Annotated in this window: 33 protein-coding genes; 14 read left to right on the top strand and 19 right to left on the bottom strand. The window is 70.9% G+C overall.

Annotated elements, in window-relative coordinates; genetic code table 11:
- Nucleotides 1–31: 31 nt before the first annotated feature.
- The gene (locus ABGB11_RS32470) at nucleotides 32–901 is read right to left on the bottom strand and encodes an alpha/beta hydrolase (protein WP_347639158.1); all 870 of its coding nucleotides are present in this window, start codon (nucleotides 899–901) and stop codon (nucleotides 32–34) included.
- 85 nt (nucleotides 902–986) lie between these two features.
- Here ABGB11_RS32470 and ABGB11_RS32465 point away from each other — a divergent pair, with 85 nt between their 5' ends.
- Nucleotides 987–1,553 (top strand): ABATE domain-containing protein, encoded by a 567-nt coding sequence (locus tag ABGB11_RS32465; RefSeq protein ID WP_347639156.1) that lies wholly within the window; start codon nucleotides 987–989, stop codon nucleotides 1,551–1,553.
- 60 nt (nucleotides 1,554–1,613) lie between these two features.
- Here ABGB11_RS32465 and ABGB11_RS32460 read toward each other — a convergent pair whose 3' ends face one another.
- A complete protein-coding gene (locus ABGB11_RS32460; RefSeq protein ID WP_347639154.1) occupies nucleotides 1,614–1,976 on the bottom strand; it encodes a cupin domain-containing protein in 363 nt (120 codons plus the stop codon).
- A gap of 54 nt (nucleotides 1,977–2,030) precedes the next feature.
- Nucleotides 2,031–3,275, bottom strand: coding sequence for an MFS transporter (locus ABGB11_RS32455; protein WP_347639152.1), 1,245 nt, complete (start codon nucleotides 3,273–3,275; stop codon nucleotides 2,031–2,033).
- Nucleotides 3,276–3,409: 134 nt separating this feature from the next.
- On the opposite strand from ABGB11_RS32455, the gene ABGB11_RS32450 reads away from it, so the two are divergent.
- Genes ABGB11_RS32450 through ABGB11_RS32440 form a run of 3 tightly spaced genes read left to right on the top strand, consistent with a single transcriptional unit; the run spans nucleotide 3,410 to nucleotide 4,453 of the window.
- Complete coding sequence (locus ABGB11_RS32450; RefSeq protein WP_347639150.1) at nucleotides 3,410–3,553, top strand: hypothetical protein; 144 nt, start codon at nucleotides 3,410–3,412, stop codon at nucleotides 3,551–3,553.
- Nucleotides 3,554–3,600: 47 nt separating this feature from the next.
- Entirely contained in the window at nucleotides 3,601–3,903 is a 303-nt protein-coding gene (locus ABGB11_RS32445) for a helix-turn-helix domain-containing protein (RefSeq protein WP_347639148.1), read from the top strand.
- Nucleotides 3,893–4,453, top strand: coding sequence for a YbaK/EbsC family protein (locus ABGB11_RS32440; protein WP_347639146.1), 561 nt, complete (start codon nucleotides 3,893–3,895; stop codon nucleotides 4,451–4,453). Before ABGB11_RS32445 ends, ABGB11_RS32440 begins: the two co-directional genes overlap by 11 nt.
- Here the strand turns inward: ABGB11_RS32440 and ABGB11_RS32435 are convergent.
- Nucleotides 4,405–5,079 (bottom strand): response regulator transcription factor, encoded by a 675-nt coding sequence (locus ABGB11_RS32435; protein WP_347639144.1) that lies wholly within the window; start codon nucleotides 5,077–5,079, stop codon nucleotides 4,405–4,407. The two genes, ABGB11_RS32440 and ABGB11_RS32435, sit on opposite strands and share 49 nt — an antisense overlap.
- Nucleotides 5,076–6,200 (bottom strand): histidine kinase, encoded by a 1,125-nt coding sequence (locus ABGB11_RS32430; protein WP_347639142.1) that lies wholly within the window; start codon nucleotides 6,198–6,200, stop codon nucleotides 5,076–5,078. Before ABGB11_RS32430 ends, ABGB11_RS32435 begins: the two co-directional genes overlap by 4 nt.
- Before the next feature lie 202 nt (nucleotides 6,201–6,402).
- Here ABGB11_RS32430 and ABGB11_RS32425 point away from each other — a divergent pair, with 202 nt between their 5' ends.
- Nucleotides 6,403–6,873, top strand: a complete 471-nt coding sequence (locus tag ABGB11_RS32425) for a hypothetical protein (protein ID WP_347639140.1) — start codon at nucleotides 6,403–6,405, stop codon at nucleotides 6,871–6,873.
- A gap of 10 nt (nucleotides 6,874–6,883) precedes the next feature.
- Here the strand turns inward: ABGB11_RS32425 and ABGB11_RS32420 are convergent, their stop codons facing one another.
- Together ABGB11_RS32420 and ABGB11_RS32415 are read right to left on the bottom strand one after the other, a co-directional pair.
- A complete protein-coding gene (locus tag ABGB11_RS32420) occupies nucleotides 6,884–7,507 on the bottom strand; it encodes a class F sortase (protein WP_347639138.1) in 624 nt (207 codons plus the stop codon).
- Between the two features lie 452 nt (nucleotides 7,508–7,959).
- Nucleotides 7,960–8,505 (bottom strand): hypothetical protein, encoded by a 546-nt coding sequence (locus tag ABGB11_RS32415; RefSeq protein ID WP_347639136.1) that lies wholly within the window; start codon nucleotides 8,503–8,505, stop codon nucleotides 7,960–7,962.
- A gap of 146 nt (nucleotides 8,506–8,651) precedes the next feature.
- On the opposite strand from ABGB11_RS32415, the gene ABGB11_RS32410 reads away from it, so the two are divergent.
- Nucleotides 8,652–9,488 carry a hypothetical protein gene (locus ABGB11_RS32410; RefSeq protein WP_347639134.1) on the top strand — a complete coding sequence of 279 codons (837 nt, stop codon included), beginning with the start codon at nucleotides 8,652–8,654 and terminating at the stop codon, nucleotides 9,486–9,488.
- A gap of 17 nt (nucleotides 9,489–9,505) precedes the next feature.
- Here the strand turns inward: ABGB11_RS32410 and ABGB11_RS32405 are convergent, their stop codons facing one another.
- The gene (locus ABGB11_RS32405; protein ID WP_347639261.1) at nucleotides 9,506–9,805 is read right to left on the bottom strand and encodes a nuclear transport factor 2 family protein; all 300 of its coding nucleotides are present in this window, start codon (nucleotides 9,803–9,805) and stop codon (nucleotides 9,506–9,508) included.
- Between ABGB11_RS32405 and ABGB11_RS32400 the strand changes: the two genes are divergently transcribed.
- From ABGB11_RS32400 to ABGB11_RS32390, 3 genes are all read left to right on the top strand, one after another.
- On the top strand, nucleotides 9,696–10,118 hold the full coding sequence (locus ABGB11_RS32400; RefSeq protein ID WP_347639132.1) for a hypothetical protein: 423 nt from the start codon (nucleotides 9,696–9,698) through the stop codon (nucleotides 10,116–10,118). The two genes, ABGB11_RS32405 and ABGB11_RS32400, sit on opposite strands and share 110 nt — an antisense overlap.
- A 186-nt stretch (nucleotides 10,119–10,304) precedes the next feature.
- Nucleotides 10,305–12,398, top strand: coding sequence for a PQQ-binding-like beta-propeller repeat protein (locus tag ABGB11_RS32395; RefSeq protein WP_347639130.1), 2,094 nt, complete (start codon nucleotides 10,305–10,307; stop codon nucleotides 12,396–12,398).
- Between the two features lie 32 nt (nucleotides 12,399–12,430).
- Nucleotides 12,431–14,461 (top strand): PQQ-binding-like beta-propeller repeat protein, encoded by a 2,031-nt coding sequence (locus tag ABGB11_RS32390; RefSeq protein WP_347639128.1) that lies wholly within the window; start codon nucleotides 12,431–12,433, stop codon nucleotides 14,459–14,461.
- A 1-nt stretch (nucleotide 14,462) separates the two neighbouring features.
- Here the strand turns inward: ABGB11_RS32390 and ABGB11_RS32385 are convergent, their stop codons facing one another.
- Nucleotides 14,463–14,891 carry a hypothetical protein gene (locus ABGB11_RS32385; protein ID WP_347639126.1) on the bottom strand — a complete coding sequence of 143 codons (429 nt, stop codon included), beginning with the start codon at nucleotides 14,889–14,891 and terminating at the stop codon, nucleotides 14,463–14,465.
- A gap of 128 nt (nucleotides 14,892–15,019) precedes the next feature.
- On the opposite strand from ABGB11_RS32385, the gene ABGB11_RS32380 reads away from it, so the two are divergent.
- Complete coding sequence (locus tag ABGB11_RS32380; RefSeq protein ID WP_347639124.1) at nucleotides 15,020–15,160, top strand: hypothetical protein; 141 nt, start codon at nucleotides 15,020–15,022, stop codon at nucleotides 15,158–15,160.
- A 24-nt stretch (nucleotides 15,161–15,184) separates the two neighbouring features.
- Here ABGB11_RS32380 and ABGB11_RS32375 read toward each other — a convergent pair whose 3' ends face one another.
- Nucleotides 15,185–15,634: a TIGR03618 family F420-dependent PPOX class oxidoreductase gene (locus tag ABGB11_RS32375; RefSeq protein WP_347639122.1), complete on the bottom strand. Its 450-nt coding sequence runs from the start codon at nucleotides 15,632–15,634 to the stop codon at nucleotides 15,185–15,187.
- A gap of 254 nt (nucleotides 15,635–15,888) precedes the next feature.
- Here ABGB11_RS32375 and ABGB11_RS32370 point away from each other — a divergent pair, with 254 nt between their 5' ends.
- Entirely contained in the window at nucleotides 15,889–16,620 is a 732-nt protein-coding gene (locus ABGB11_RS32370) for a DUF899 family protein (RefSeq protein WP_347639120.1), read from the top strand.
- A 136-nt stretch (nucleotides 16,621–16,756) separates the two neighbouring features.
- On the opposite strand, the gene ABGB11_RS32365 is transcribed toward ABGB11_RS32370, so the two are convergent.
- From ABGB11_RS32365 to ABGB11_RS32345, 5 genes are all read right to left on the bottom strand, one after another.
- Complete coding sequence (locus ABGB11_RS32365; protein WP_347639118.1) at nucleotides 16,757–16,906, bottom strand: hypothetical protein; 150 nt, start codon at nucleotides 16,904–16,906, stop codon at nucleotides 16,757–16,759.
- A 60-nt stretch (nucleotides 16,907–16,966) separates the two neighbouring features.
- The gene (locus tag ABGB11_RS32360) at nucleotides 16,967–18,310 is read right to left on the bottom strand and encodes a protein kinase (RefSeq protein WP_347639259.1); all 1,344 of its coding nucleotides are present in this window, start codon (nucleotides 18,308–18,310) and stop codon (nucleotides 16,967–16,969) included.
- A gap of 164 nt (nucleotides 18,311–18,474) precedes the next feature.
- On the bottom strand, nucleotides 18,475–18,885 hold the full coding sequence (locus ABGB11_RS32355; RefSeq protein ID WP_347639116.1) for a hypothetical protein: 411 nt from the start codon (nucleotides 18,883–18,885) through the stop codon (nucleotides 18,475–18,477).
- Between the two features lie 264 nt (nucleotides 18,886–19,149).
- Nucleotides 19,150–19,362, bottom strand: coding sequence for a DUF397 domain-containing protein (locus ABGB11_RS32350; protein WP_347639114.1), 213 nt, complete (start codon nucleotides 19,360–19,362; stop codon nucleotides 19,150–19,152).
- Complete coding sequence (locus ABGB11_RS32345; protein ID WP_347639112.1) at nucleotides 19,359–20,189, bottom strand: helix-turn-helix transcriptional regulator; 831 nt, start codon at nucleotides 20,187–20,189, stop codon at nucleotides 19,359–19,361. Before ABGB11_RS32345 ends, ABGB11_RS32350 begins: the two co-directional genes overlap by 4 nt.
- A gap of 126 nt (nucleotides 20,190–20,315) precedes the next feature.
- On the opposite strand from ABGB11_RS32345, the gene ABGB11_RS32340 reads away from it, so the two are divergent.
- Together ABGB11_RS32340 and ABGB11_RS32335 are read left to right on the top strand one after the other, a co-directional pair.
- Nucleotides 20,316–20,543 (top strand): hypothetical protein, encoded by a 228-nt coding sequence (locus ABGB11_RS32340; protein ID WP_347639110.1) that lies wholly within the window; start codon nucleotides 20,316–20,318, stop codon nucleotides 20,541–20,543.
- A 63-nt stretch (nucleotides 20,544–20,606) separates the two neighbouring features.
- On the top strand, nucleotides 20,607–20,909 hold the full coding sequence (locus tag ABGB11_RS32335; RefSeq protein ID WP_347639108.1) for a hypothetical protein: 303 nt from the start codon (nucleotides 20,607–20,609) through the stop codon (nucleotides 20,907–20,909).
- A 149-nt stretch (nucleotides 20,910–21,058) separates the two neighbouring features.
- Here ABGB11_RS32335 and ABGB11_RS32330 read toward each other — a convergent pair whose 3' ends face one another.
- Nucleotides 21,059–21,181, bottom strand: coding sequence for a hypothetical protein (locus ABGB11_RS32330; protein WP_347639106.1), 123 nt, complete (start codon nucleotides 21,179–21,181; stop codon nucleotides 21,059–21,061).
- A 20-nt stretch (nucleotides 21,182–21,201) separates the two neighbouring features.
- Between ABGB11_RS32330 and ABGB11_RS32325 the strand changes: the two genes are divergently transcribed.
- On the top strand, nucleotides 21,202–21,474 hold the full coding sequence (locus tag ABGB11_RS32325) for a hypothetical protein (protein WP_347639104.1): 273 nt from the start codon (nucleotides 21,202–21,204) through the stop codon (nucleotides 21,472–21,474).
- An 18-nt stretch (nucleotides 21,475–21,492) separates the two neighbouring features.
- Here ABGB11_RS32325 and ABGB11_RS32320 read toward each other — a convergent pair whose 3' ends face one another.
- The 3 genes from ABGB11_RS32320 to ABGB11_RS32310 are packed head-to-tail and all read right to left on the bottom strand — an operon-like array spanning nucleotide 21,493 to nucleotide 24,582.
- Complete coding sequence (locus ABGB11_RS32320) at nucleotides 21,493–22,767, bottom strand: thymidine phosphorylase (RefSeq protein ID WP_347639102.1); 1,275 nt, start codon at nucleotides 22,765–22,767, stop codon at nucleotides 21,493–21,495.
- A gap of 10 nt (nucleotides 22,768–22,777) precedes the next feature.
- On the bottom strand, nucleotides 22,778–23,185 hold the full coding sequence (locus ABGB11_RS32315) for a cytidine deaminase (RefSeq protein WP_347639100.1): 408 nt from the start codon (nucleotides 23,183–23,185) through the stop codon (nucleotides 22,778–22,780).
- A gap of 38 nt (nucleotides 23,186–23,223) precedes the next feature.
- Nucleotides 23,224–24,582: an ABC transporter permease gene (locus ABGB11_RS32310; RefSeq protein ID WP_347639098.1), complete on the bottom strand. Its 1,359-nt coding sequence runs from the start codon at nucleotides 24,580–24,582 to the stop codon at nucleotides 23,224–23,226.
- Between the last annotated feature and the right edge of the window lie 126 nt (nucleotides 24,583–24,708).

Here is a 24,708-nt window from a genome sequence, read left to right as displayed (position 1 = left end):
TCCGGCCTCGTCAACTCTCGCCAGGCCGGGGCTACGTCCAGGTGCGGTCGAGGAAGGCGGCGACCAGCGGGGCGATCTCGGGGAGGTGCGTTTCGAGGGCGAAGTGGCCGGTGCGGAAGAGGTGGAGTTCGGCGTCGGGAACGTCCCGCAGGTAGGCGCGGGCGCCGGGCTCCGGGAAGAACGGGTCGTCGGCACCCCACGTGATGAGGGTCGGCGGGGTGTGCTCGCGCAGCCACGCCTGCCAGCGCCCGTAGCGCTCGACGTTGGTGTGGTAGTCGAACGCGAGCGCCACCTGCGCCTCCTTGCGGCCGGGCAGGTCGAGGAAGTGCTGGTCGAGCGTCCAGCCGTCGGGGGCGAGCGACGCGGGGTCGGTGACACCGGTCTCGTACTGGCTCCGGGTGCCCTCGGGCGACAGCAGGTCGCGGACGGTCTTCTCCGCTCCGGGCGTCTCGGGGCGCAGGGCGATGAACTCGCGGGCGCCGTCGGACAGCCCCTCGGTGTAGGCGTTGCCGTTCTGCACGACCAGCCCCGCGATCCGTCCGGGATGCCGCTCGGCCAGCCGGAAGCCGACCGGGGCGCCGAAGTCGAACATGTACAGGGCGAAGCGCGTGAGGCCGAGCCGCTCGACGAAACCCTCGATGACGTCGGCGAGGCGGTCGAAGGAGTAGGTGAACCCGTCCGGCACCCGGGTGTGCCCGAAGCCCGGGTAGTCGGGGGCGATCAGCCGGTACCGGGCGCCGAGGGCGTCGATGAGCCGGCGGAACTGGTGCGAGGCCGACGGGAAGCCGTGCAGCAGGAGCAGCACGGGCGCGTCCTCCCGCTCCGGCAGGGACTCGCGGTAGAAGACGCTGACGCCGCCGACGTCGGCGTACCGGTGGGCGGTGCGGGCGATCGAGAGCATCGCTAATGCCTTTCAATAAAGAAGATGCATTAGATATAGGCACAGAAGACCTAATGCGTCAACTGGAGGATGTACCGTTAGCGACATGAGCGATGCCGCCCCGCTGATCGGGGAGCCGCCGGCCCTCGACCTGGTCAACACCCGCCCGGCCGGCGGTGACCTGCTCGCGACCCCCGACGACCTGGGCGCCTGGCTGCGCCTGGAGGCCGCCCGGTTCGGCGAGGCGCGGGAGCTCGCCGCCGCCGACCTGACGGCCCGCGACCTCGCCGCCGTGCGGGACGTCCGGGAGCACACCGCCCGCGCCCTCGACCGAGCCCGCCACGGCGAACCGCCCGCACCGCAGGACCTGGAGGCTCTGAACCGGGCTCAGCGCACCGCGCCCGCCATCGCCGAGCTGGCCTGGGACGGCGGGACGGTCACCGCGACCCGCCGCCGTACCGGGCGGGCCGGGGAGCGGGCGGCCGGCTGGCTCGCCGAGGCCGCCGCCGCTCTGCTGGCCGATCCGGCGGTCACCCGGATCCGGCAGTGCGCGGCCGAAGACTGCGTGATGCTGTTCCTGCCCGCCCACCCTCGCCGCCGGTGGTGCTCGGCGGCCCGCTGCGGCAACCGCGTCCGCGTCGCCCGCCACTACCGGCGCCGCAATCCCGCATGACGGACCGGGGCCGGGCGCACCTGCCGGGTGCCCCCGGCCCCGCGGCGCGGCCGACGTCTCCTAGGAGCCGGACGCCCTCGCGTACTCGCCGATGTGGCCGGCGAAGTCGAGCGCGACGCAGGGTTCGTCGCCGACGACCCAGGCGTCGTGGCCGGGCGGGATGACGAACACGTCACCGGGGCCGAGCTCGCCCTCGGCGCCGTCGCGCATGAGGATGCGCAGCCGGCCCGAGACGATGTACCCGTTGTGGTGCACCTCGCAGAGGTCGGTCCCCGCGATGTCCCTGACGGACTCCGTCCACCGCCATCCGGGCTCGAAGGTGGCCTTCCCGAAGGTCAGCCCGGTGAGGTTGACGACTTCGAGGTGCCCCCGCGGGAAGTCGCGCCGATCGTCCGGCTTCTCGATGCTCTTGATTTCCGGCATGATGGGTCCCCCTTTCACCATCACTTCTCACGCTCGCACCGGGTCTGACCTGCGTCAAGGCGTCGGACTGAGGGCCTGTTCCGGCTCCGGCGGCACCCGCGCGGCACGGAGGAGCAGCAGCGGCGTCGCGAGGAGGAGGACGCCCGCCGCCGCGATCGCGAGGCGGGGGCCGGTGACGCCGGCCAGCACGCCCCACAGAGCGGTCAGGCCCGCCATCGTGAGCTTGCCGGTGACCGACCACGCGGAGAGCACGCGCGCGACCCGGTCCGGCGGCGTCCGCTCCAGGCGGTACGTGGCGAACAGCGGGTTGAACACGCCCACGCAGGTGATCAGGCCGAACTCGACGGCGATGACCAGGGCGATCCCGGCGGCGCCGGGCTGGACGAACGGAAGCCCGAGCAGCCAGCACGCGCGCAGGGTTCCGGAGGCGAGCATGACCCGGCGCCGCCCGAACCGGGCGACGAGCGGGCCCGCCAGGCGCGACCCGAGGAGGCCGCCGGCGCAGGGGACGGCGAACGCCAGGGCGTACTGCCACGGCGCGAATCCGAGGCGGCCGAGCATCAGCACGGCCAGCACCGGCGCGGTCGCCATGATCAGCCCGTTGACGAGGATCACGTTGAGGAAGAGCGGTCGCAGCGCCGGGTCGGTCAGGATGTGCCGCCACCCTTCGAGCAGGTCCCCGGCCCGCAGGCGGGTCCCGCGGGCCCGCGCCGGGCGCGGTTCCGTCCCGCCGATCGCGCGGATGCCCGCCGCCGACAGCAGGAAACTGACCGCGTTGGCCGCCACGGTCGTCACCGGCCCGAACGCCCCGATCGCGACCCCGCCGAGCGGCGGGCCGAGCATCGTCGCGGTCCACAGCGTCGACTCGAACCGCCCGTTGGCGGCGAGCAGGTCGTCCGGCCGGACGAGCGCCTTCAGGCAGGCGCCGCTCGCCGCCGTGAAGGCGATGTCGGCCGCGCCGACGAGGATCGACACAACCACGAGTTGGCCGAAGGTGAGCGCGCCGAGCACGTACGCGGCCGGGACGGTCAGCAGCGCGGCGCACCGGACGAGGTCCATGGCGACCATCACCGGCCGCTTGCGGCGCACCTCGATCCAGGGGCCGAGCGGGACCGCGAGGGCCGCCCCCACCAGCAGCCCCGCGGCGGCCAGCAGCGACACCCGGGCCGGTCCCGCGTCCAGAACCACGATGGCGATCAGGGGAAACGCGTCGAAGGCGAGATACGTCCCGAACGTGCTCGTCGCGTAGGCCGCCCAGAGCCACCCGAACGGCCGTCCCAGCGACCGGCTTTCCCCCATGGCCCGCGCACCCCTCCCCGCATCGATGCCGGCTCCAGGGATCCAACCGGGCGGCGGGCGGATGATCAAACAACCGCCGCGCACCCGCCACAACCACGGGTTGTCATCGCTAGCGTGGCGGGGTCAAGGGGGCGTTGCTGGAGGATCCGCGGCGCGTCCTCACCGGCTCGGGGCGCTACGTCCGGGAGGTGTCGGCGGAAGCGGCACTGCGGCAGGCCGAGGTCACGGTCGCCCTGGTGCGCAGCGCCATCACGCACCAGACCGACATGCTCGAATGACGCACTGGCACTAGAAAGCAAAAAAGCTAAGTGCCATACTGGGCCGCATGCTGGACGTGGAGCTGGTGAAGGCGCTGGCCAACGACAAGCGGCTGCTGATCCTGGAGTGGCTGCGCGATCCGGAGCGGCACTTCCCTCCGCAGCGGGACGGCGACCTCGTCCGGGACGGGGTCTGCTCGCTGTTCATCGCCCAGAAGCTGGGCGTGAGCCAGCCGACCTGCGGCGAGCACCTGCGCGTGCTCTCGCGGGCGGGGCTCGTCCACGGCACGAAGATCAAGCAGTGGGTGTTCTACCGGCGGGACGAGGACCGGATCGCCGAGGCCAAGGGGGCGCTGAGCGGTGAGTGGTGAGGGCGGAGCGGGCGGCGTCGCGGCCGCCGAGCGCGCGGACCTGTACGAGCGGCTGGTCGCGGATCTGGACGCGGCGGGCGCGCGCTACCGGCTGATCGACCACCCGCCCGAGGGGCGGACCGAGGTGGTCAGCGAGATGCGCGGCCACGACGTCGCCCACGCCGCCAAATGCCTGGTCGTCATGGTCAAGGTCGGCAAGAAGAAGAGCCGGTACGTGCTGGCCGTGGTGCCCGGTGACGCACGCCTGGACCTGCAGGCCGTCAAGGCCCTGCTGGACGGCACCTATGTCGCGTTCGCCGGCCGGGACAGAGCCGAGGAACTGGCCGGAAGCGTCAGCGGCACCGTGCTGCCGTTCAGCTACCACCCCCGGCTGGAGGTCATCGCCGACCCGGCGCTGCTCCAGGCGCCCGAGCTGTACTTCAAACGCCGCGCGGCTGGACCGCTCGATCGCCCTGGCCACGGACGACTACCGGCGCCTGGCCTCGCCGCGCATCGCCCCCATCACGGCTGTTTGAGGTGTCCTCCGGGCGAGACGAGCCCGGACTCGTAGGCGTGGACGACGAGCTGCGCGCGGTCGCGCGCGCCGAGCTTGGTCATCGCACGGCTCACGTGCGTCTTGGCGGTGAGGTGGCTGATCGTCAGATGCGCCGCGATCTCCTCGTTGGACATCCCGGCGGCGACCAGCGCCATCACCTCCCGCTCGCGCTGCGTGAGCGTCCCGAGCGCGGGCGGCGCGGGCGGGCGCGGGGGCGTCGCGACGAACTCCTCGATGAGGCGGCGCGTCACGGCGGGGGCGAGCAGCGCGTCCCCGCGGGCCGCGACGCGCACCGAGCCGATGAGCTCGCCGGGTTCGATGTCCTTGACGAGGAACCCGGCGGCGCCCGCGCGCAGCGCCGCGAACACGTACTCGTCGATCGCGTAGTTGGTGAGGATGACGATGCTCACCCCGGCCAGGTCCGGGTCGGCGGCGATCTCACGGGTGGCGGCGATGCCGTCCAGCAGCGGCATCCGGACGTCGAGCAGGACCACGTCGGGACGGTGCCGGCGGACGAGGTCCACCGCCTCGGCGCCGTCCCCGGCCTCGCCCACGACGGTGATGTCCCCCTCGGAGTCGAGCAGCGCCCGGAAGCCGCCCCGGATCAGCGGCTGGTCGTCGGCGAGGACCGTCCGGATCACAGGGGGAGCTCCGCCCACACGCGGAACCCGCCGTCCGGCGCCGGTCCGGCCGCCAGCGAGCCGCCCACCGCCATCGCGCGCTCCCGCATGCCGATCAGTCCCATCCCGCTCTCGGTGGCACGCGGCGGCACGTCCGCGCCCGGGTCGTTGTCCACCTCCAGAACGATCCTGCCTGGTTCGTGGGCGACGACCACCGAGACCGGCACGTGCCCGGCATGGCGGAGCACGTTGGTCAGCGCCTCCTGGACGATGCGGTAGGCGGCGCGTCCGGCCTCGTCCGGTACCGGGCGCGGTTCGCCGCGCACCCGGTACGTCGTGACCAGCCCGGCGGCCCGGGACCGCTCGACCAGCCGCGGAAGCCGGTCGAATCCGGGGACGGCGCCGTCCCCGTCGACCTGGCGCAGGGCGCCCAGCGTGTCGCGCAGCTCGCGCATCGCCTCCCGCCCGGCCTCCTTCACCGCACCCAGCGCCGCACGGCTGCGCGCGGGGTCGCGGTCGATCAGGTGCACGGCGACGCCGGCCTGCACGTTGATGACCGAGATGCTGTGCGTGAGAGCGTCGTGCAGTTCCTGCGCGATCCAGAGCCGCTCCTCGCCCGCCCTGCGCAGCGCCGCCTCCTCCCGTGTGCGCTCGGCCTCGGCGGCCCGCTGCTCCACCAGCCGCAGGTAGTCCCGGCGGTTCCTGGTCAGCTCCCCGAGGACGAGCATCGCCGCGGCCCACCCCGCGATCCAGAAGAACCCGGCGTGGTCGTCGGCCCGCCGCGCCGCCTCGATCGCGAAGATCGAGCCCGCCAGGAACGCGGCGGTCACCGCGGCGGCCACCCGCGCGCCCGTGCCCATCAGCGTGTAGATCCCGATGGCGGCGGGGGCCGCGGCGAAGATCCCCTGGTTGTCCAGGGCGTAGTAGGCGACGGCCGCGAGGCTCGTCCCGGCGGCCACCGCCGCCGGGGCGCGCCGCCGCGCGGCCACCGCCAGCGCCGGCAGGACCAGCAGGACGAACCCGAGCGGCCCGAAGGGCTCGTCCCGGCCGTCCTGGCTCGGCACCGCCAGCGTCCCCGCGACGAGCGCGACCGCCAGCGCGCACGCCCCCACCAGGTCGGTGTGCTTTCTCAACTGCTCCACGTGGCCGACGGTAATGCCCGGCGGCGCCGCCGTCGTCCGGCGCTCGGACCATGCCGCGGCTACTTCCCCCGTAGTACGCGGCGCTTCCGGGGCGCCCGCCTACTTCGCGCGCGGTAGCGGCGGAAGCCGTCCGCCGTACGACGACCTTTCCGGCGCCGGTCCCGAGGATGAGGCGGATTCCGACATCTCAAAGGAGCCGCCCATGACCGCGACCGTATGGACGCGCCGGCTGCAGATCCTCGTCTTCGCCTGTTCGCTGGTGTTCACCGCCGGCACCCTGCTGCACGGCTTCGTCGTCATGAACCCCGACACGATGGAGGCGACGATGCGGTTGGCGGGCAAGCCGCCCGCCGAGGCCGCCGATGCCGCGCCCGGCTTCCTCACCGGCTTTCGCATCGTCGGCGCGATCTACGCCGTGGGGAACGCCCTCGGGATGCTCGCCCTGCGCGGCCGTGCCTGGGTCTTCTGGGTCGCCCTCCTGGTGAACGCGACCCAGGCGGCCGGACCGTTCGGCATGATCCCGGCGGAGATGTTCCAGGCCGTGTCGGACGCCTACGGGCCGGCCGGGCTGCTCCCGTCCCTCATCACCGACGGCGGCGCGCTCATGCTGACCCTCGTCCTGCTCGCGACCCTGGTCAGGTACCGCCGCCCGTGGGCGCTCCGGCGACACTGACGGGCGCCGGTCACGGACCTTGGCGGACGGCCGTCTGGGACGCGTAGACGATGATGTTGTCGCGGTAGCCGCGCTTCTCCCGGTCGAACGAGCCGCCGCAGGTGACGAGGCGGAGGCCGGCGTGGTCGAGCGGGCCGTAGACGCGCCGGGTGGGGAACCGGTCCTTGGCGACCCGCTCCACGGACTCGACGGTGAACACGGCCACCTGACCGTCCGCGCGTTCCACCTCGACGCGGTGCCCGGGCCTGACCCGGCCCAGGTCGTAGAAGACCGCGCCGAAGTCCGTGGAGTCGACATGGCCCAGGATCACGGCGGCGCCGCGCTCTCCGGGGGCCGCGCCGCCGGTGTACCAGCCGGCCTCGTCCGGCCGGTCGGCCGGCGGGACCTGCACCGAGCCGTCGGGGGCCAGGCCGAGCCGCGTCAGCGGCGCCCGGACGCCGATCGACGGGACGGTCACCTGGACGGGCACCGAGCGGGGCAGCACCGGCCCGTGGTGATCGACCGGACGGGGGGTCGCCGCCCACGCGGGCGGCTGCGGCGGACCCCCCGGACCGCGCAGCCCCAAACCCACCACGAGTGCGCCGCCGGTCAGCAGAACCAGCGCCGCCGCCCGCAGCCCGACCTTTCTCCTCATGCCTCTCTCACCCGCTTGCCGGTACCTACCTGGAAGACCGCCACCGGACGCCGGTCATGACGCCGCCGCGCCGCTCCGGCGTCGGACGGCCATCGCCCCGAGGCCGGCACCCGCCACCATTACGACACGGCGGCTTACCCGACCCTCAGCCTGGAACCGCGCCCCCCTTATACCTCAGTACGATGAGACCGGCCCCTGATTGGTTCGGACCCTTTTCCCGCACGGAGATCGAAACGCATGATCAGAAATGCGCGCCGAAAAAGTTGGCGTGATCGCCATCACTTTCCCCCTTCTCCACGGCGGCCCGGCCTGGAGCGGCGCATCGGACGCATGAACACCGTGCGCGGTGGCACGAACAGTGCTGGAGATGATCGACCACTCCTACGACCTGGTGGTGGCACGCCTCACCAGGGCGCAGCGCGAAGCGCTCACCTGAACCGGGCCGGCGCTGCTCAGCGGTGCCGTTCGGCGATCTCCATGGTCCACTCGTAGAACGCCACGGGGTCGCCGAGCGCCCTTTGCAGGCCTGGTTCGACGACCGGGGCGTTGGCGGCGGTGAGCAGGTCGAACAGGCCGAGGCAGGTCCATTCCCAGACCATCGCGTCGAAGTTGTAGGCGAGCATGAGGGGCGTGAGCCGCTGCCGTATGCCGGCGACCTCGTCCGGAGAGAACCCGGCTTCGCGCAGCCGTTCGAGGGTGGCGCGCTCGTCTTCGGGGTCGTGCCAGGTATCGAGGAACGGTTCGAGCAGATCATCCCAAGTGTCGGGACGGGATCTCCGGGCGATGCCGTGCCGATGGCAGAACGCCTCCAGATCGGCCGCCTGGTCATGGGGAATGAACAGGGTCTCGCCATGCGGCGTCCGGATTTCGGGCCGGACGGCCTTCCAGTCGGCGTCACGGACCCGCCCGGGAGTGACCATTCCACTGGGGTACACGGTGGCGCCGCGGAAGTCGTAGCGCAGAAAGCAGATGTGGTCCTCTTGGAAGCTGACCTCCACCCGTCCAGGGTGATCGATCGCAACCGCGTCCGAAAGGTGGCCGCACTGTGAGATGCGCCGCCCGGCACGTCTACCGAATGGGACTTTCCCCGCCTTTACCTTGTCACATAGGGTCACCTCTGACCGACACGCGGGAGGCCGACCGGATGGACGCGGCGCAGGCGATCGCCTTGGTGGTGGACAGGATCAGGTCGCGCGACCTGGATTACCCCACCGAGGGACTGGTGGCGGATCGCTATGAGGGCGGCTGGTGCGTGTACGCGTCGCTGGACGCCGACGAGAACAACCCCGTGGCGTTCCGGGACTCGCCGATGGCTCGGCTGGTATTCCTCGTGGGCGAGTCCGGCCTCGTCGAAGAGGTGTCGTCCTCGGACCCTCCGCCGGATGCCCGCGACCAGTCCACCGCGCGGGAACGCGTTCCCCGTCCTCCCCGGGCCGGATTGAACGCCGACGAGTACATGGAGGATTTCGCGCGGTGGCTGGCGGAGGACGGGCCTGACGACCGGGCGGCCGTCGACGACTTCCACATCGTCGGCCGCGGCGCCATCGACCACGAGAACGAGATCGGTGTCGAGGCCGTGCAGCGGATCGAGCCGATCGTGCATCAGCTGGCCCTGCTCGGGCCGCCCGGATGGCAGTGGCTGTGGGCCGATTTCGCGTTCACCGTCTCCGCCGAGATCTCCCACCTGCGGTTCTCGACCCCCCGGGGTTCGGTCGTCGCCCCGGTGCCGGAATCGGTCGCCGAGCTCGTCCGCGACCAGCGGGACGCCACGGCGTACGGGCCGGCCGGGCCGTGGTGGCGGCTGATGCTGACCGCCACCGACCGCGGCGAGACGACCGTGACCTACGACTACGGGGACGGCCCTTTCCCGCACGACCGCCTGCTCGCGCCCGAGCACTACAGGAACGACCTGGACGCCTATCCGCGCCCGTACGTGGCGGCGTGGCTGGCCCGATACATCGAAGGCCCCGGAGGGTTCTGAGGCCGGGTCGCGTCCGGTCAGCGGTGGGCGGTCTTCCACCACTGCAGATGGGCGGCCGCCTGCGCCACCGGCTCGATGATCTCCCAGACCTCGGCGACCTGGCCGTCCTGGACACGCAGGACGTCGACGACCACGATCTCCGGCCCGCCGGGGAGCCGGCGCCGCGAGTGCATCACCACGCGGTCCCCGTCGGCCACCACATGGAGGATGTCGACCTGCATCCCGGCGAGCGGCCCGAGCGCGTGGCGCAGGGCGGCGAGCCATTCCGTCCTGTTCCTGGTCGAGTCCGGCCGATGGTGGACGAAGTCATCGCGCAGGTGCTTCCCGAACGCGTCGACGTCGCCCGTCCCGATCAGTTCCGCGAGCGCCGCGCTCTACGAGGAGCTCCTCGACCCCGGCCCCGAGGAGCCGGGCACCTCGGTCGAGTCCGACGTGGTCATCCCGATGATCATCCGGCTGGACGGCCGGGAACTGCGGCTGTTCTCGACCATCACCACGTTCGGCACCCCGATGGACATCACGCTGGACGAGATCGCGATCGAGTCGTACTACCCCGCGGACCCCGAAACCGACGCCTACTTCACCGACCCGGCGACGACTCCCGTGGAAAGGCGGAACCACCTGGGCTGATCATGCCCGGGAAGTGAGTGTGCCTGGCGGCAACTGCCCGCACCGCCACCGTGACTGCCTTTACCGTAATGGATGACTCTGGTACAAAGGTGCCGCATTCGGTGATCGACGGCACTTCCATTAAAAGTGCGTTCGCCGAACCCGCGACGGGCGCGGCGTGGGGGGCATCGGGGGAAGGGAGTGGGGATGCAGCCGTTGACGGCTGACGATCCCGGCACCATGGGGGCGTACAGGGTCGTGGCCCGGTTGGGCGCCGGGGGCATGGGCCGTGTCTATCTGGCACGTTCCCCGGGCAGGCGATGGGTCGCCCTGAAGGTCATCAGACCGGAGTTCACGGGGGATTCCGAGTTCCGTGCCCGGTTCCGCCGCGAGGTGGCGGCGGCCCGGATGGTCAGCGGCGCGTTCACCACGCCGGTGCTGGACGCCGACACCGTTGGGCCGGTTCCCTGGCTGGCGACCGCGTACGTACCGGGCCCATCCCTGCAGGAGGCGATCGACGCGTACGGGCCGATGACCGAGGCGGGGGTCCGGGCGCTGGGCATGGGTCTGGCCGAGGCTCTCCTGGCCGTGCACGACGCGGGGCTGGTGCATCGTGATCTGAAACCGTCCAACGTGCTGCTGACGGCCGGCGGTCCCCGGGTGATCGACTTCGGGATCAGCCGCGTCCTGGACGGAACGGCGGTGACGCGGACCGGTTCGGCCGTCGGAACACCGGCCTACATGTCGCCTGAGCATGTCAGCGGTGAGCTGTCCGCCGCGAGCGACGTGTTCTCGCTGGGCGGTCTCCTCGTCTTCGCGGCGACGGGACGGGGCCCCTTCGGCGGAGGACCGGCGGATGCGCTGCTGTACCGGGTCGTCCGGTCGGAGCCGTCGCTGGACGGAGTCCCGCCCGCGCTGCTCCCCGTGGTGAGCGCGTGCCTGGCCAAGGAGCCGGCCGGGCGGCCACGGCCGCGGGACCTGCTCGACATGCTGGAGCCTGGCCCGTCCGCCGATGCGGCGAGCTGGCTTTCGGCCGGGATCCGGGCGGACCTGGCGCTGCGGGAGCGGCGGCTGGCGGACTTGGAGGCCTCGCCCCCAGCCCCCTCCCTGGACTCGCAGACCGGAACCGAGACCCGGCCGTCCGCGAAGACCGGGATGGGCCGGCGCCGTGCGATCACACTGGCGGGCGGGACCGCTGCCCTCTTTTTGGGCGGTGCGGGCACGGCCGCCTGGCGCGTCGGCACCTCCGGCCGCGACTCAGAAACGGCGAAGGCCCCTGGCTCGCTCGTGGGAGAAAGAAAAGGCCCCGCACCGGTGTGGACTCACCGCCCAGATCGGCCGAGCCAGTTCGCACAGCTGGTCCTCGGGAAGCAGTACGTGTACCTGGCCGGCGCCGAACTGGAGGCGATCGACCCGTCGACCGGGCGCCGGAAGTGGTCTGTGGAGCTCTCCCCGGCGGGAATGGTGCTGTCGGGATCTCAGATCTATGCCAGTCCCCCGGATCATCGGCTCCAGGTGCTCGATGCCGTGAAAGGTCGCACGCAACATCAGATCAAGAGCACCGAGTTGTACTCCGCCTTCCAGGACAAGGCCGGACGAATCATCGGAGGGGCCGGCGGCCTGCTCGTGGTGTCATCCGGAGAGTTCGTGGCCGCCTTCGACATCCGGACGGGGCGCATGGCCTGGAAGAAGGACATCGCCGCCGCGGAAGAGCGGATCGTCGTCGGCGAGGGCACTTGCTACGTCCGCACCGAGACGGACCTGTACGCGCTCGCCCTTAACGACGGTCGTGAGTCATGGCGGACACCGCTCACCGCGGCCACCGGAACACCGTCTCTGGCCCTGTCCGCCCGATCGCTCTATACCTCGACCGCAGAAGGCGCGGTCACCTACGATCTCGCCGGACGGCGGCTGTGGGCGACGAAGCTTGAGGAACATGCCAAGTTCGCGGCGCACGCCTACGCCGCTGTAGGAGAAGGCACCGCGTTCTACTTCTCAGGCGAGGACGTCTTCGCCCTGGACTCGGCGACGGGAACGCCGCGCTGGCACACCCGCGCCCCCGCTCCGGTCGTCTCGTACCAGGATCTGGGCCAGGGGCCGGTCGCGTCGTCGGCGGTGGTGGCCGCGGTGTTCGACGGGCAGCGCACCTCGACCGGCTTCTGCGTGCTGGACGCCAGGACGGGCGCGGTCCGGTGGAACCTCCAGACGCCCGGTGATCGCTCTACCCGTTGGACGCTGCAGGCGGATGCCAAATCCGTCTTCGCCTTCGACGGTGCTCACCTGTACGCCTTCCGCGGCTGACTCTGCCGACGCACCGCTGAGGAGTTCACACGTTGCACCCTCTTGCACCGGGAGACCCCGAAACGATCGGTTCGTACCGGGTCATCGCCCGCCTGGGCGCGGGCGGCATGGGAGTCGTGTTCCTCGCGCGTTCCCGCGGGGGCCGGGCCGTCGCCGTCAAGGTGATCCGGCCGGATCTGGCCGACCAGCCCGGCTTCCGTGCCAGGTTCGCCCGCGAGATCGGCGCCGCCCGCCGCGTCGGCGGCGCGTTCACCTGCGCTGTGCTCGACGCCGACGCCGACGCTCCCCGGCCGTGGCTGGCCACCGAGTTCGTCGCGGGGCCGTCGCTGGACGAGGCCGTCAAGGCCCACGGCCCGCTGCCGGCGGCCGCCCTGGACCGGCTGGCGGCGGGGCTGGCCGAGGCGTTGGCGTCCATCCACGCCGCGGGCGTCGTCCACCGCGATCTGAAACCGTCCAACATCCTGCTCGCCGGTGACGGTCCCAGGGTGATCGACTTCGGCATCTCCCGCTCGGCGGACGACTCCGTGCTGACCGCCACGGGGGCTCTCGTCGGCTCGGCCGGATACATGGCACCCGAGACGGTCACCGGAACGGAGAGCGGCCCGGCGAGCGACGTCTTCTCCCTCGGGGCCGTACTGACCTTCGCCGCGACCGGGCGGGGACCGTTCGGGACCGGTCCCACCCCGGTGCTGCTCCATCGCATCGTGCACGACCCCCCGGATCTGACGGCGGTGCCCACCGGCGCGCTTCGCGAGCTCATCTCCGCCTGCCTCGACAAGGACGCACGCCGCCGCCCCCTTCCCCGGACGATGGCCCCCGCCCCGGTTCCCAAGGCCATTCCCGGGCTGGTCGCCTGGTCGGCTGGACCGCTGAACGGCGACATCCGCGAGCGTGAGACCCAGATGAGGACGCTGCTCCGTCAGCACCGGCCCTCGCTTGGCCGCCGCCGGTTCCTCATCGCCGCTCTGGCCGGCGGCGCGAGCGTGGCGGTCACCGGAGGCGCCGCCGTGGCCTGGGCGACGCGCGAAGGGGCGGATGAGGAGCGCGTCGAACACCGATGGACCGTGCGCGCGAAAAACGAGGACGCCGATCCTCAGATCAGGCTCGGCAACACGTTCCTGTACCGGGAGGACGACACTCTGCAGGCGCTCGACGCCGCCTCCGGCAAGCGGCTGTGGCAGGCTTCCGCCGGCCTGTTCGCGCGGTCGACGCCTCTGGTCGCCGCCAGTCCGTCATCCGTCCTGCTCAACGAGTTCGGTCTTCAGGAACTGGATCTGAAAACCGGAGACCAGAAACGTCTCATCGACGAACCTCCACCGCTCGCCGAATATGAGCCCAGGGACATCCTGGGCGTGCGGGACGGTGTCGCCTTCCTTCAGATGCACAGCGTTCCCAAGGGGACGGACGCCATCGGCGCCAGGACGCTGACCGGCGGCAAGGAACGCTGGACACTCCCCGTCGAGTGGGGACCTGGCACCCGGTTCCTGCTGTCCGGCGACCGCCTCTATTTCGTCGACGGGGAACACCGCCTGCTGGCCATCAACGTGACCGACGGTTCGATCGTGTGGAAGCAAACCGTCGACGACCGTTTCGGCCCCCTCCTGGCTTCCTCGGGCATGGTCTATGTGCCATACGACTCGGGAATACGGGCGTTCGACGCCGCGACGGGTCGGCAACGCTGGAACCACAACGTCCAGGGCGGGATCTCCGCGGTCTCGCTCTCCCAGGGAGCCCTCTACGCCTTCGCGCCCGGCGGCACCGCATTCTCGATCGATGCCAAAACCGGACGACCGCGCTGGACGAGCACCACAAGGCTCTCGGGCGAGCCGAGCACTTCCGCGGTCTGCGGCGGCATCCTCTTCACCGGAGTCGAGCCTCTCACCCCGAAGAAAACCGGCGACTCGTCCGCGGGACTGTTCGGCTGGGACACCGCCACCGGAAAAGTCGTCTGGCGGTTCCCGCGAGAACCCAGCGAAGGAGGCCTGGGATGGAAGCTCATCACCGGAGGCGACATGGTCTTCGCCGCCCAACAGGCCGACCTGCTCGCCTTCGAACCCCTATGAATCAGCCGCGGGCCTGCTCGGCCTGCCGGGTGCCGTGCGCGTTGAGCAACCTCGCCAGGTCTTCCTCCGGGCTCGACCGACCGGCCAGCGTCCGGTCGGCGAGCGGGCACGCCGCGATCGCCTGCCGGTAGTGCGCCTCGGCGGCGCCGAGGTCCCCCACCGCTTCGGCGAACTCGCCGAGCCGGTGGTGGGTCGCGCTGGCCCAATCCGGTTCGATGCCCGCTACCTCGACCAGCGCCCGGCCCAGCAGTTCGATTGCCGCCGCGATCTTGTCCGGGTCCTTGGAGAAGAACAGGGCGTTGGCTTTGCCGCGGAAGTACTGCCACTTGCTCCACGGCCGCCGCGAACGGCGGATCTTCGCATCGAACAATTCCCGTGCTGCGTCGTCCCAGTCGGCGGAGGTATACCAATCGTTACGCCGTGCGTTCATCGCCGGGGGCCGGCCTTCCGTGATGCGAGCGGTGGAACTGCGCGATCGCCGGCCACGTCTTAGCGCCGAGGAGGTTTCGGGCGATGTGGCACAGCAGGTTCATATGGACTTTCTTGTTCTTAGGCGGGGTGTCCACCCTGGTCGGCATGTACCTCTTCGGTGTCATGCTCTTCACGTGGGATTGGTCAGCCTGGCCGAGCCTTTTCCTGTTCTTCGTACCGGCCGTCGTCTGCTTCGGCATGGCCTATCTCAAGGAGTACTGGTTCTGAAGGGCGCCTGGCATCAGGCCGCGATCAGGACGGCGGGTTGGCGTAGACGCGGCGCGGGGTGATCAGCACCGCGGTGCGCCGCTCCTCGGCCATCACCCGGTCGTAGGTGTCCCAGTCGTCGTGCGTGCCGCCGGCGGCCAGGAAGACGTCCCGCAGGAGCAGACGGAGCGCCTCGGCGTCGATCTCGGGACGCGGGTCGTCGGGGCCGACGAGCTCGGCCTCCCCCTCGACGGCCGCCCAGCGCCAGCCCGCCCGGACGACGATCGTGATCCGGGGATCGGCGCGCAGGTGAGCCAGCTTGCGTGAGCCGCCGATGGCGACGAACCCGACGACCTGCTCCTTCCGCACCGGATGGTCCAGCACCCCGGCGTTGACCACCGACGACTGCACGCCGCCGCCGCCTCGCAACGTACTGACCACGCACAGACCATGATCCAGCGGCACCAGCTCGGCGAATACGGATAGATCTGTCACGATCGGTCACCTCTCTCCAGGCCGACATTGCCTGCCGCTCCTCATTGTCCCAGCACCCCGGCGACCGTCCGCCGACGCCGACATCTGACGCCCATGCTCTCCACGGCGGCCGGGCAGCGTCGCCGACCGTGTTCCGGTTGTTTCGGTCCAGGCGCGGCTCTGTGAGTTCGACTGACCGGACCCGAGCGCGATGACTTTCGCCGACGTCCCTGGTCGATATTTCAGAGCAGATCCGTCCGAACCAGGGAGGCACCATGACCGAGCAAACCGCCAGCGCCCTACCCCCGGTCGTCGACCGGCAGACCTGGCAGGCCGCACTCGACGAGCTGCGTACGAGGGAGAAGGCCGCCACCCGCGAACTCGACGCCATCGCCGCACAACGCCGCAGACTGCCGATGGTCGAGCTCCCGGACTACACGTTGATCGGTCCGGACGGTCCCGTCCGGCTGGTCGACGTGTTCGACGGGCGCTCCCAGCTCATCGTCTACAACCACATGTGGTCCGATGGCGCGGAGTGGCAGTGCGGCGGCTGCACGCAGCTGACGTCGCAGTACGTCCGGCTGGGCCACCTGGACAACTACGACGCCCGCTTCGTCATCGTCACCAACGGGCCCATCGAAGAAGCACTGGCCTACAAGGCCAAGGTCGGCAACAGAATGGACTGGTACTCCTCGTCGGAAAGCCCGTTCGGTGCCGACGTGGGCGCGCCGCCCGGAGGGGGCTTCGCGGTGAACGTGTTCCTCCGCGACGGCGACACGGTCTACCGCACCTGGCACACCGACGGCCGGGGGACCGAACAGCTCAGCTACACCTTCGCGCTGGTCGACATCCTGCCGTGGGGCCGCCAGGAGGAATGGCAGGATTCACCCGACGGCTGGCCGAAGTCGCCCACCTACTCGAAATGGCTCGACTCTCCCGATGTCGCCCGGCTCTACGGCCCGGACGGAGACGCCGATGCGAGGCCCACGAGATCTAACGGTTCCTAGCAATGTGAACCGTAGGGTCGGAGTGACGGCAGTGTACGCGCGAGTTCGGCAGTCGAGTCTCCGTCGCCACTCGTCGTGAGCGACCTGCGCGAAGGCGCGGACCCGCGCGGTGGCGGCGTCAGGATGTCTGGCAGGTCTAGCGGCCGGTCAGTGGGCGCAGGACGGCCGCCACCTTGGCGCGCGGCCCGCAGCACTCCGACGGAGTGCGGCCGGTCGCCGGGTCGCGCAGGTCGGGGTCGGCGCCGTGCGCGAGGAGGTGCCGGACGGTGGCGCCCTCCCGCGCCACCGCTCATTCGCCCGCCGGCCTGCGCGGCCGTCGGCGGGCAGGCTCCGCTCTGCGGCCGCGTCAGCCGACGCGGAAACCGAGAACGATCGACCTGTTGGGCTCCGACAAGTACTGGCTGTAGATGGCGACTTCGCTGATCTCCGGCTCCCCCTCGCTGCGGACCGAGAATGCGCAGCCAGGGTTCTCCTCGCACTCGGTCTCAGGGTCGTCGAGCCTGACGGACGTCACCGAAGGCTGCATGCCCAGCCAGTCGACAACGGAGTCGATCATCCCATCGACATCGCACTGATGCACGGAGAAGGTGCCGTCATCGCACAGCTCCGACTCGACATACACTTTGTCCGCGTCATTTGCTCTTCGGATGGTGACGACCTTCCCCGGGATCGACGTCATCCTTTCGACCGCTTTCCGGTTCGCCGCGTAGCGCGCATTGTCCCGCTTTTCTCGAACCTGTTGCTGCGTAGTGTCGATGAACGCGGCGACGGCCACCAGAGCGAGGCCAAGCACCACCGCGCCTCCCACCGCGGCGAGAACGATCTTCACCTGGCGCCGGCGAGGTGAACGCGGGCCCGACGGCAAGAGGACGGTCGGTGCCGTGGGCGGACGATCCTCGGCGAGCGAGGCGAGCCGCGCCTGCAGCTGATCGGCGGTCGGGCGCTGCGACGGAGCGCGTTGCAGCAGCGCCCTCAGCACAGGCTCCAGGGGCCCGGCGTGCACGGCGGGGCCGGGATCCCGGGTTGCGATGGCGATGAACACCGCCCCGGTGCTCGCACCCTCGAACGGCGGGCGTCCCTCCACCGCGGTGTAGAGCGTGGCTCCGAGTGACCACAGGTCGGACGCGGCCGTGACCTCGTTGCCGCTCACCTGCTCGGGCGACATGTAGCTGGGAGTGCCCAGGACCGCGCCCGCCGAAGTCAGGGTCGCGTCGCCCTCGACGGCCGCGATGCCGAAGTCGGTCAGGACGGCGCGGCCGTCCTCCAGAAGGACGTTCGCGGGCTTGATGTCGCGGTGCGTGATGCCCGCCTGATGGGCCGCCCGCAGTGCGTCCAGCACCTGCATCCCGATCTGCGCGACCCGGCCGGGCGGCAGCGGCCCCTCGGCCTTCAGGAGGTCGTCCAGGGAGCGCCCGCGCACCAGCTCCATGACGATCCAGGGCCGCCCGTCCTCACCGGTGACGCGGTCGTGGACGGTGACGATCCCCGGATGCCGCAGCCGGGCTGCGGCGCGCGCCTCCCGCTCCAGCCGGGCGATCCAGGTCCGCCGCCCGGCGTCGTCCAGGTGCTCGGGCAGGCGCAGTTCCTTGACGGCCACCTCACGGTCGAGGTGCTCGTCATGGGCGCGCCAGACCGCTCCCATCCCGCCACGGCCGAGCAGGGAGAGCAGCCGGTACCGGCCTGCCAGCACGCGCTCGTCCGGCTCCGTCACCTGCCGCGAGCTGTCCCGTCCCAACGGCTCCACCGGCGCCCACCTCACAGGAACACATGTGTCCACTCGACCCCGGTGAGATCATCTCAGACGCCGGCCCGTGCGGGCGCGGCCATGTCAGCGGAGCATCGCCTCCCGGACGGCTACTTCCACTCGTAGATCTTGGACTCGGTCTTGCCGCTCGCGTCCGCGTCGTACTCGAACATGGCGGCCATGCCGTTGAGGCGCGAGAACTTCTCGGACGACGTCCGGTAGAAGATCGCGCCGCGGAACGAGGTCGCCCCGTCCTTCAGAAGCCTGCCCGTCCCCGCGCCTTCCCACAGAAGGGTGTCGCCGTCGGCGGACATCGTGCAGCCCTGCCCCTTGCCGCGCAGGACGCCGTCGGTGCCGAGGACCGACACGTACGTCCCCATGTCCACGGTGTCCTCGTCGAGAAGCCGGCCGCGGGACTCGAACGAGACCTCGACCCGGGCCTCACCCTGCTCGGTCGGCGGCAGGACGCGCGTCCCCGTGACCTGCCCCGAGTCATGACCCAACTGGTCTCCCAATGCCATCGTCATCCTCCCCCTGAATGCGATCACTGATTCCAGTCGAACACCGTTGCCCCCGGCGGAAGCCCCGCATACGTCCCGTCCTTCGGCAAGGAGGATCTCCGTACGCGGCGCCGCGAAGATAGCGGGTAAAGCAGGCGGCCCGGGCCCGTCCGTGCCGCCGCCGGCCGTGTGGCGCAGGCGGAGCCCCGTGGACGCCGCCGGTTCGGCCGCGCTGCACACCCTGGACAGGAACACGGTCGAACGGATCGGGGCCGCCAGGTCTCTTCAGCCCGAGGCGGACGCGTCGCTAGCCCTCACCCGCTCAACGAACACCCGCCACTCCGCCACACCGAACGTGAGTCTGGGACCTTCCTGGTCCCTGGAATCCCGCACGCCAACGCCGGTTTCGAAGGCGGCAACCTCGACACAGTCACCGCCTTGGCCTCCGCTGTGACTGCTCTTGCGCCACTGAATGTGCGACGCTTTCGGAAGGCTCATTCGTAATCCTCCAGGGCCTTGGTCACCCGCTTCAGCGAAGCCGCCGCGGGCAACGCCTCGCCCATGACGAGATTAAAGCGTGTCAAAGTCGCCTCGACTCTATCTGGATCGTGGATCAATTGTCCCGAACCAGCAGACTCCTGGTAAGCAACCTTGCGACCGTCCGACATCTCAAGGATCTTGAAGGAACCGTCGAGAGCCGCCCAGGTCACCGAGTCAAAAGGCAGTATCCGGACCTGCACGTTGGATGTGTTGGACATCACCTGGGCCAGGTAGAACAGTTGCTCGCGAAACGCCCCCAGGCCTCCAGCGGGACGATGCAGGGCCGACTCGTCGACGACGAACCACATGCGGGGAGGCTTGGGCTTCACAAGGATTGCTCGCCTGGCCATCCGAGCCGCGACGAGCGCGTCCAGTTCGTCCGGCACTTGCCCGGCGTCCATGATCGCTCGGGCGTACGCCTCTCGCTGGAGGAGGCCCGGGATCACCTGGGCCTCGAAGCCGTAGATCGAGATCGCCTTCGCCTCATGGGCCACGAATTCGGGGAAGCCCGGCGGGAAGGCCAGGCGTTTTCCCATCCGTTCGATCTGTCTCGCCATGTCCTCGAAGGGCTTGGTCGGGATCTTGAAGTACGTGTCCAGATCGATCGCGGAGGCGATGGACGGCTTGGTGCCGGTCTCCATCTTCTCGATCCATGCGTATGTGCAGCCGAGTGCGTCAGCCAGTTGGGGCCGCGACAACCCCGCCGCTTCGCGGTAGCCACGCAGCACCAGGCCGAAGGTGCGGATCAGGGGGTCACGAGTGTGAGTGCCCGGCTCGACGGTCATGGGCCCTTCCTCGTTTCGGAGGCGATCATGGTTGGTGCATTGTTGTGTTCGATCCGTAGCTCAGAGTAATGCGATTCCGTGAGGCTGGTCACACGAAATCGGTCGGTGAGTGATCAGAGGTTCCGGATGGATGCGCGTGAGCGGGACGAGCGGGAGCTGGGGCGGCTGCGGGACGACTTCGGCGGGTGGCGGATCTGGCGGGCCGTGAAGCGGGACGGCCGGCTGGGCGAATGGGTCGCCAGCCTGCACGACCCCCGGGCCGGAGTCGAGCCGACGCTGATGTTCCCCAGCGCACCGCTGCTGCGGCAGGCGCTGCTGCGGCAGGCCGAGGAAGCGCAGGTCCGGAAGCTCTGATGCCGCCTTCGAGCGCGGCGCGGCCGTCCCCCCGGCCGCGCCGTCCCATCAGAGGAGGAACACATGTCTTCGGCAACGCAAAGCGGCGTCCTTCCCGCGACGCGGAACGACCGGCGTACCCACCTTGACGCGCTGCGGGCCGCCGTGGAGGGGCAGCCAGGTTTGGCATGCGGGGCCGTGGAGCGGCGGGGCGTCGCGTGGGTGAGCGTCGTCCGGGTCGGCGAGCCCCGGCGGATGGTCGAGATCGGGTGCGACTACGTCCGGTCCGGGTGGTGGTTCACCTGGTCGGACGGGCGCCCGATCACGCCGGTGGGCAATGTCCAGAGCGTCGTCGGTCGGCTCGTCCGCGAGCTGGGGGCCGCGTGAGCCCCGGCTGGGTCGGCTCGGTGACGCTGCAGCTCCTCCTGTTCGGCGGTTCCTGCATGGTGGCCGGATGGTTCTTCGGTTTCCTCAGCGGAAGCCGATGAGAACCGGCGGCCCCGCCGCGCGCGAGGCACGGCGGGGCCGCCGGTCGCTCAGTGGGTGAAGGGCACGGTGAGCGCGCTGTCGTGCAGGTTGACCTTGACCTTGGTGCCCGCCGGGTAGCGGAGCGTGTAGGCGTGGTCGGTGGCCAGCACCATCAGGCCGGGCTTGAACACGTGCAGGCGACAAGGCCGCCGTGCTCGCGCACACCGCCAGCGGCCTCAGGCGTGAGAGTCGCAAAGTCCGCTCCTCGGAAGGTCAACTACTTCTCCAGGGCGATGCCGCGTCCGGTGCGTGCCGCGACGGCGACGACCTGTTTGGCGATCGTGTGGTTGACGTGCCGGGCGTGCCGGGCCTCCCGGCGGGCCCGCTTCTTCAGCAGCCTGGCCGCCGCACGGGTCTGCTTGGCTTCCTCGGTTTGGGCGTCACCTTCCTCGGCATCGCCTTCCTGAAGAAATTCTGGACCTGATCTCCGTCCGCGCGGCGGTCAGGCGATGCGGTCGATGATCAAGGGGGACACGGCCGGTTCGCCGGTGTCGGCGATCTCGTAGGCGCCCTCCAGGGATTCCAGGGCGCGAGCAAAGCGGGCCTCGTCGTCGGCGTGCAGGGTCAGCAGCGGCTGCCCCTCCTTGACCGCGTCGCCCGGCTTGGCATGGCAGATGACGCCCGCGCCGAACGACACCGGGTCCTCCTTGCGGGCCCGGCCGGCACCGAGGCGCCAGGCCGCCACCCCCACCCCGTAGGCGTCCAGCCGCGTGAGCACCCCAGAGGACGGGGCGTTGACGACGTGGGTCTCGCGTGCGGACGGCAGCGGCGCGTCCGGGTCCCCGCCCTGCGCGGTGATCATGCGCCGCCAGACGTCCATGGCCGAGCCGTCCCGCAGCGCGTCGGCCGGATCCCGGCCGGACAGGCCGGCGGCCTCCAGCATCTCCCGCGCCAGCGTCAGGGTCAGCTCGACCACGTCGGACGGCCCTCCCCCGGCGAGCACCTCGACGGACTCGGCCACCTCGACCGCGTTGCCGACCGCGTTGCCGAGCGGACGGTCCATCGCGGTGAGCAGCGCCACCGTGCGCAGGCCGTGGTCGGTGCCGATCGCCACCATCGTCTCGGCCAGCTCGCGAGCGTCCCCGGCCGTCTTCATGAACGCGCCCGAGCCGACCTTCACGTCCAGCACCAGCGCGCCCGTGCCCTCGGCGATCTTCTTGGACATGATCGAGGACGCGATCAGCGGGATCGACTCGACCGTCCCGGTGACGTCCCGGAGCGCGTAGAGCTTGCGGTCGGCGGGCGCGAGGCCGCCGCCCGCCGCGCAGACCACCGCGCCCGCCGAGCGCAGCACGTCCAGCATCTCCGCGTTCGAGAGCGACGCCCGCCATCCCGGGATCGCCTCCAGCTTGTCGAGCGTCCCGCCGGTGTGGCCGAGGCCGCGCCCCGACAGCTGCGGGACGGCCGCCCCGCACGCCGCCACCAGCGGCGCCAGCGGCAGGGTGATCTTGTCGCCGACGCCGCCGGTGGAGTGCTTGTCGGTGGTCGGACGGTCCAGCGCCGACCAGTCCATCCGCTCCCCGGACCGGATCATCGCCTCCGTCCAGCGGGCCACCTCGGCCCGGGACATCCCGTTCAGCAGGATCGCCATCGCCAGCGCCGACATCTGCTCCTCGGCGATCGCGCCGCGCGTGTAGGCGTCGACCGCCCAGTCGATCTGCTCGGGGGTCAGCGTCCCGCCGTCCCGCTTGGCGCGGATGACATCGATGGCGTCCACGGCCGTCCTCTCAGGCTCGCTCAACAAGGTCGTCCGGGCCGAACGCGTCCGGCAGGACGTCCGACATGGGCAGGATGCCGCGGGTCGTCTCCAGCAGCATCGCGGCGCCGCCGTGCTCCCACAGCAGTTGCCGGCAGCGCCCGCACGGCATCAGCGGGTCGCCGTGCCGGTCGACGACCGCCACGGCGACCAGCCGGGGCCGGTCCGCCGCCTTCCCCGGGCCGTGCAGCGCCGACACGAGCGAGCACTCCGCGCACAGGCCGACCCCATACGAGGCGTTCTCGACGTTGCAGCCGGTGATGACCCGGCCGTCGTCCACCAGGGCGGCGGCGCCGACCGGGAAACCGGAGTACGGGCAGTACGCACGGGTCATCGCCTCCCGCGCGGCATCGCGCAGGGCAGGCCAGTCGACACTCATGAGGCTCTACCTTTCTGGGCGGACGACCCCCCAAACCCCTAGCGTGCTTCACCGCGCCGGTACCGGAACCCGTTGGCGGCGGGCATCCGGAGCCGCTGGCTGGCCAGGGCCAGGACGAGCAGCGTCGTCAGGTGCGGCGTGAACGAGACCAGCTCGCCCGGGACGATGTCGCTCAGCAGGAACCAGGCCAGCAGCGCGACCGCCGCGACCAGCGACAGCACGGAGCCAATGTAGGCGTTGCGCATGTCGCGGCGCTGCGCCACGTCCGTCGCCGCCTGCGGGCGCAGCCGGCCCGCCCGCAGCGCCTGCCAGACCGCGACGCCGACCAGCAGGATCGCCACGAACAGCAGCAGCGCGTGGACGGCCTGCCCGCCGCCGCGCACGTTCATCGCGTCGGTGTAGCCGAACAGCAGCGAGCCCGCGGTGAGCCCGCCGGGACGCCAGTTGCCGAAGATCATGGCGGCGAGGCCGATGAACCCGCGGCCGTTGGTCTGCCCGTCCTGGTAGAACGGCGCCGCCACGGTGACCAGGAACGCGCCGCCGAGGCCGGCGAACCCGCCCGAGATCATCACGGCCGCGTACTTCATCCGGTACACCTGCACGCCGAGCGACTCGGCGGCGTACGGGTCCTCGCCGCACGACCGGACCCGCAGCCCGAACGGCGTCCGCCACAGCACCAGGAACGTCAGCGGGACGAGCAGCAGCGACACCAGCGTCAGCAGCGACATGTCGCTGGTCAGGCCGCGCAGGATGCCCGCGATGTCGGACAGCACGAACCAGTGCCGGTCCTCCAGCGAGCCGAGCCAGTCGGGGCTCTCCCAGCCGCCGATCTTGCCGCCGGACAGCACCGGCAGCGTCAGCGTCTGGATCGAGTCGACCGGCGGCGACTGCCGGGGCCCGCCACCGAGCGCCTTCGCCTCCCCCTTGTCGAAGATCAGCCCGGCGAGGAACTGGGTGAGGCCGAGCCCGAGGATGTTGATCGCGACGCCGGACACGATGTGGTCGACGCCGAACGACACGGTCGCGATGGCGTGCAGCAGGCCGCCGAGCGCGCCGCCGATGATCCCGGCGAGGACGCCGATCCACGGCCCCCACTGGTAGCCGGCCCACGCGCCCGTCCACGTCCCGAGGATCATCATGCCCTCGAGGCCGATGTTGATCACGCCGGACCGCTCCGACCACAGCCCGCCGAGCCCGGCGAGGAAGATCGGCACGGCGAGGCGCAGCGCGGCGCTGACCGTCCCGCTGGAGGTCACCGGGTCGGCGTCGTCGATCACCCGGACCAGCGACAGCAGCACCAGCAGCCCGGAGGAGATCAGCAGGTAGTGCGGCCAGCGCAGCCGGCGCTTGCCGTTCGCGGCCTTCTTGACCTGCACGGTCTCGGTCGCGGCGCTCATCACATACCTCCGAGGAGACCCCCGCCTTTAGGCGGGAGAGGAATGGAACCCCTGCGGAGCACGACAGGGGTAGGCGCTTCGCTGCAGGGCGAACCGCCGTCCACGACAAAGGAGCGATACTTAATT

The organism is Actinomadura sp. B10D3 (assembly GCF_039871695.1).
Lineage (GTDB): Bacteria > Actinomycetota > Actinomycetes > Streptosporangiales > Streptosporangiaceae > Spirillospora > Spirillospora madurae.
The sequence above is the reverse complement of the archived record's forward strand: the minus strand, read 5'-3'. Positions and strand labels throughout refer to the sequence as shown.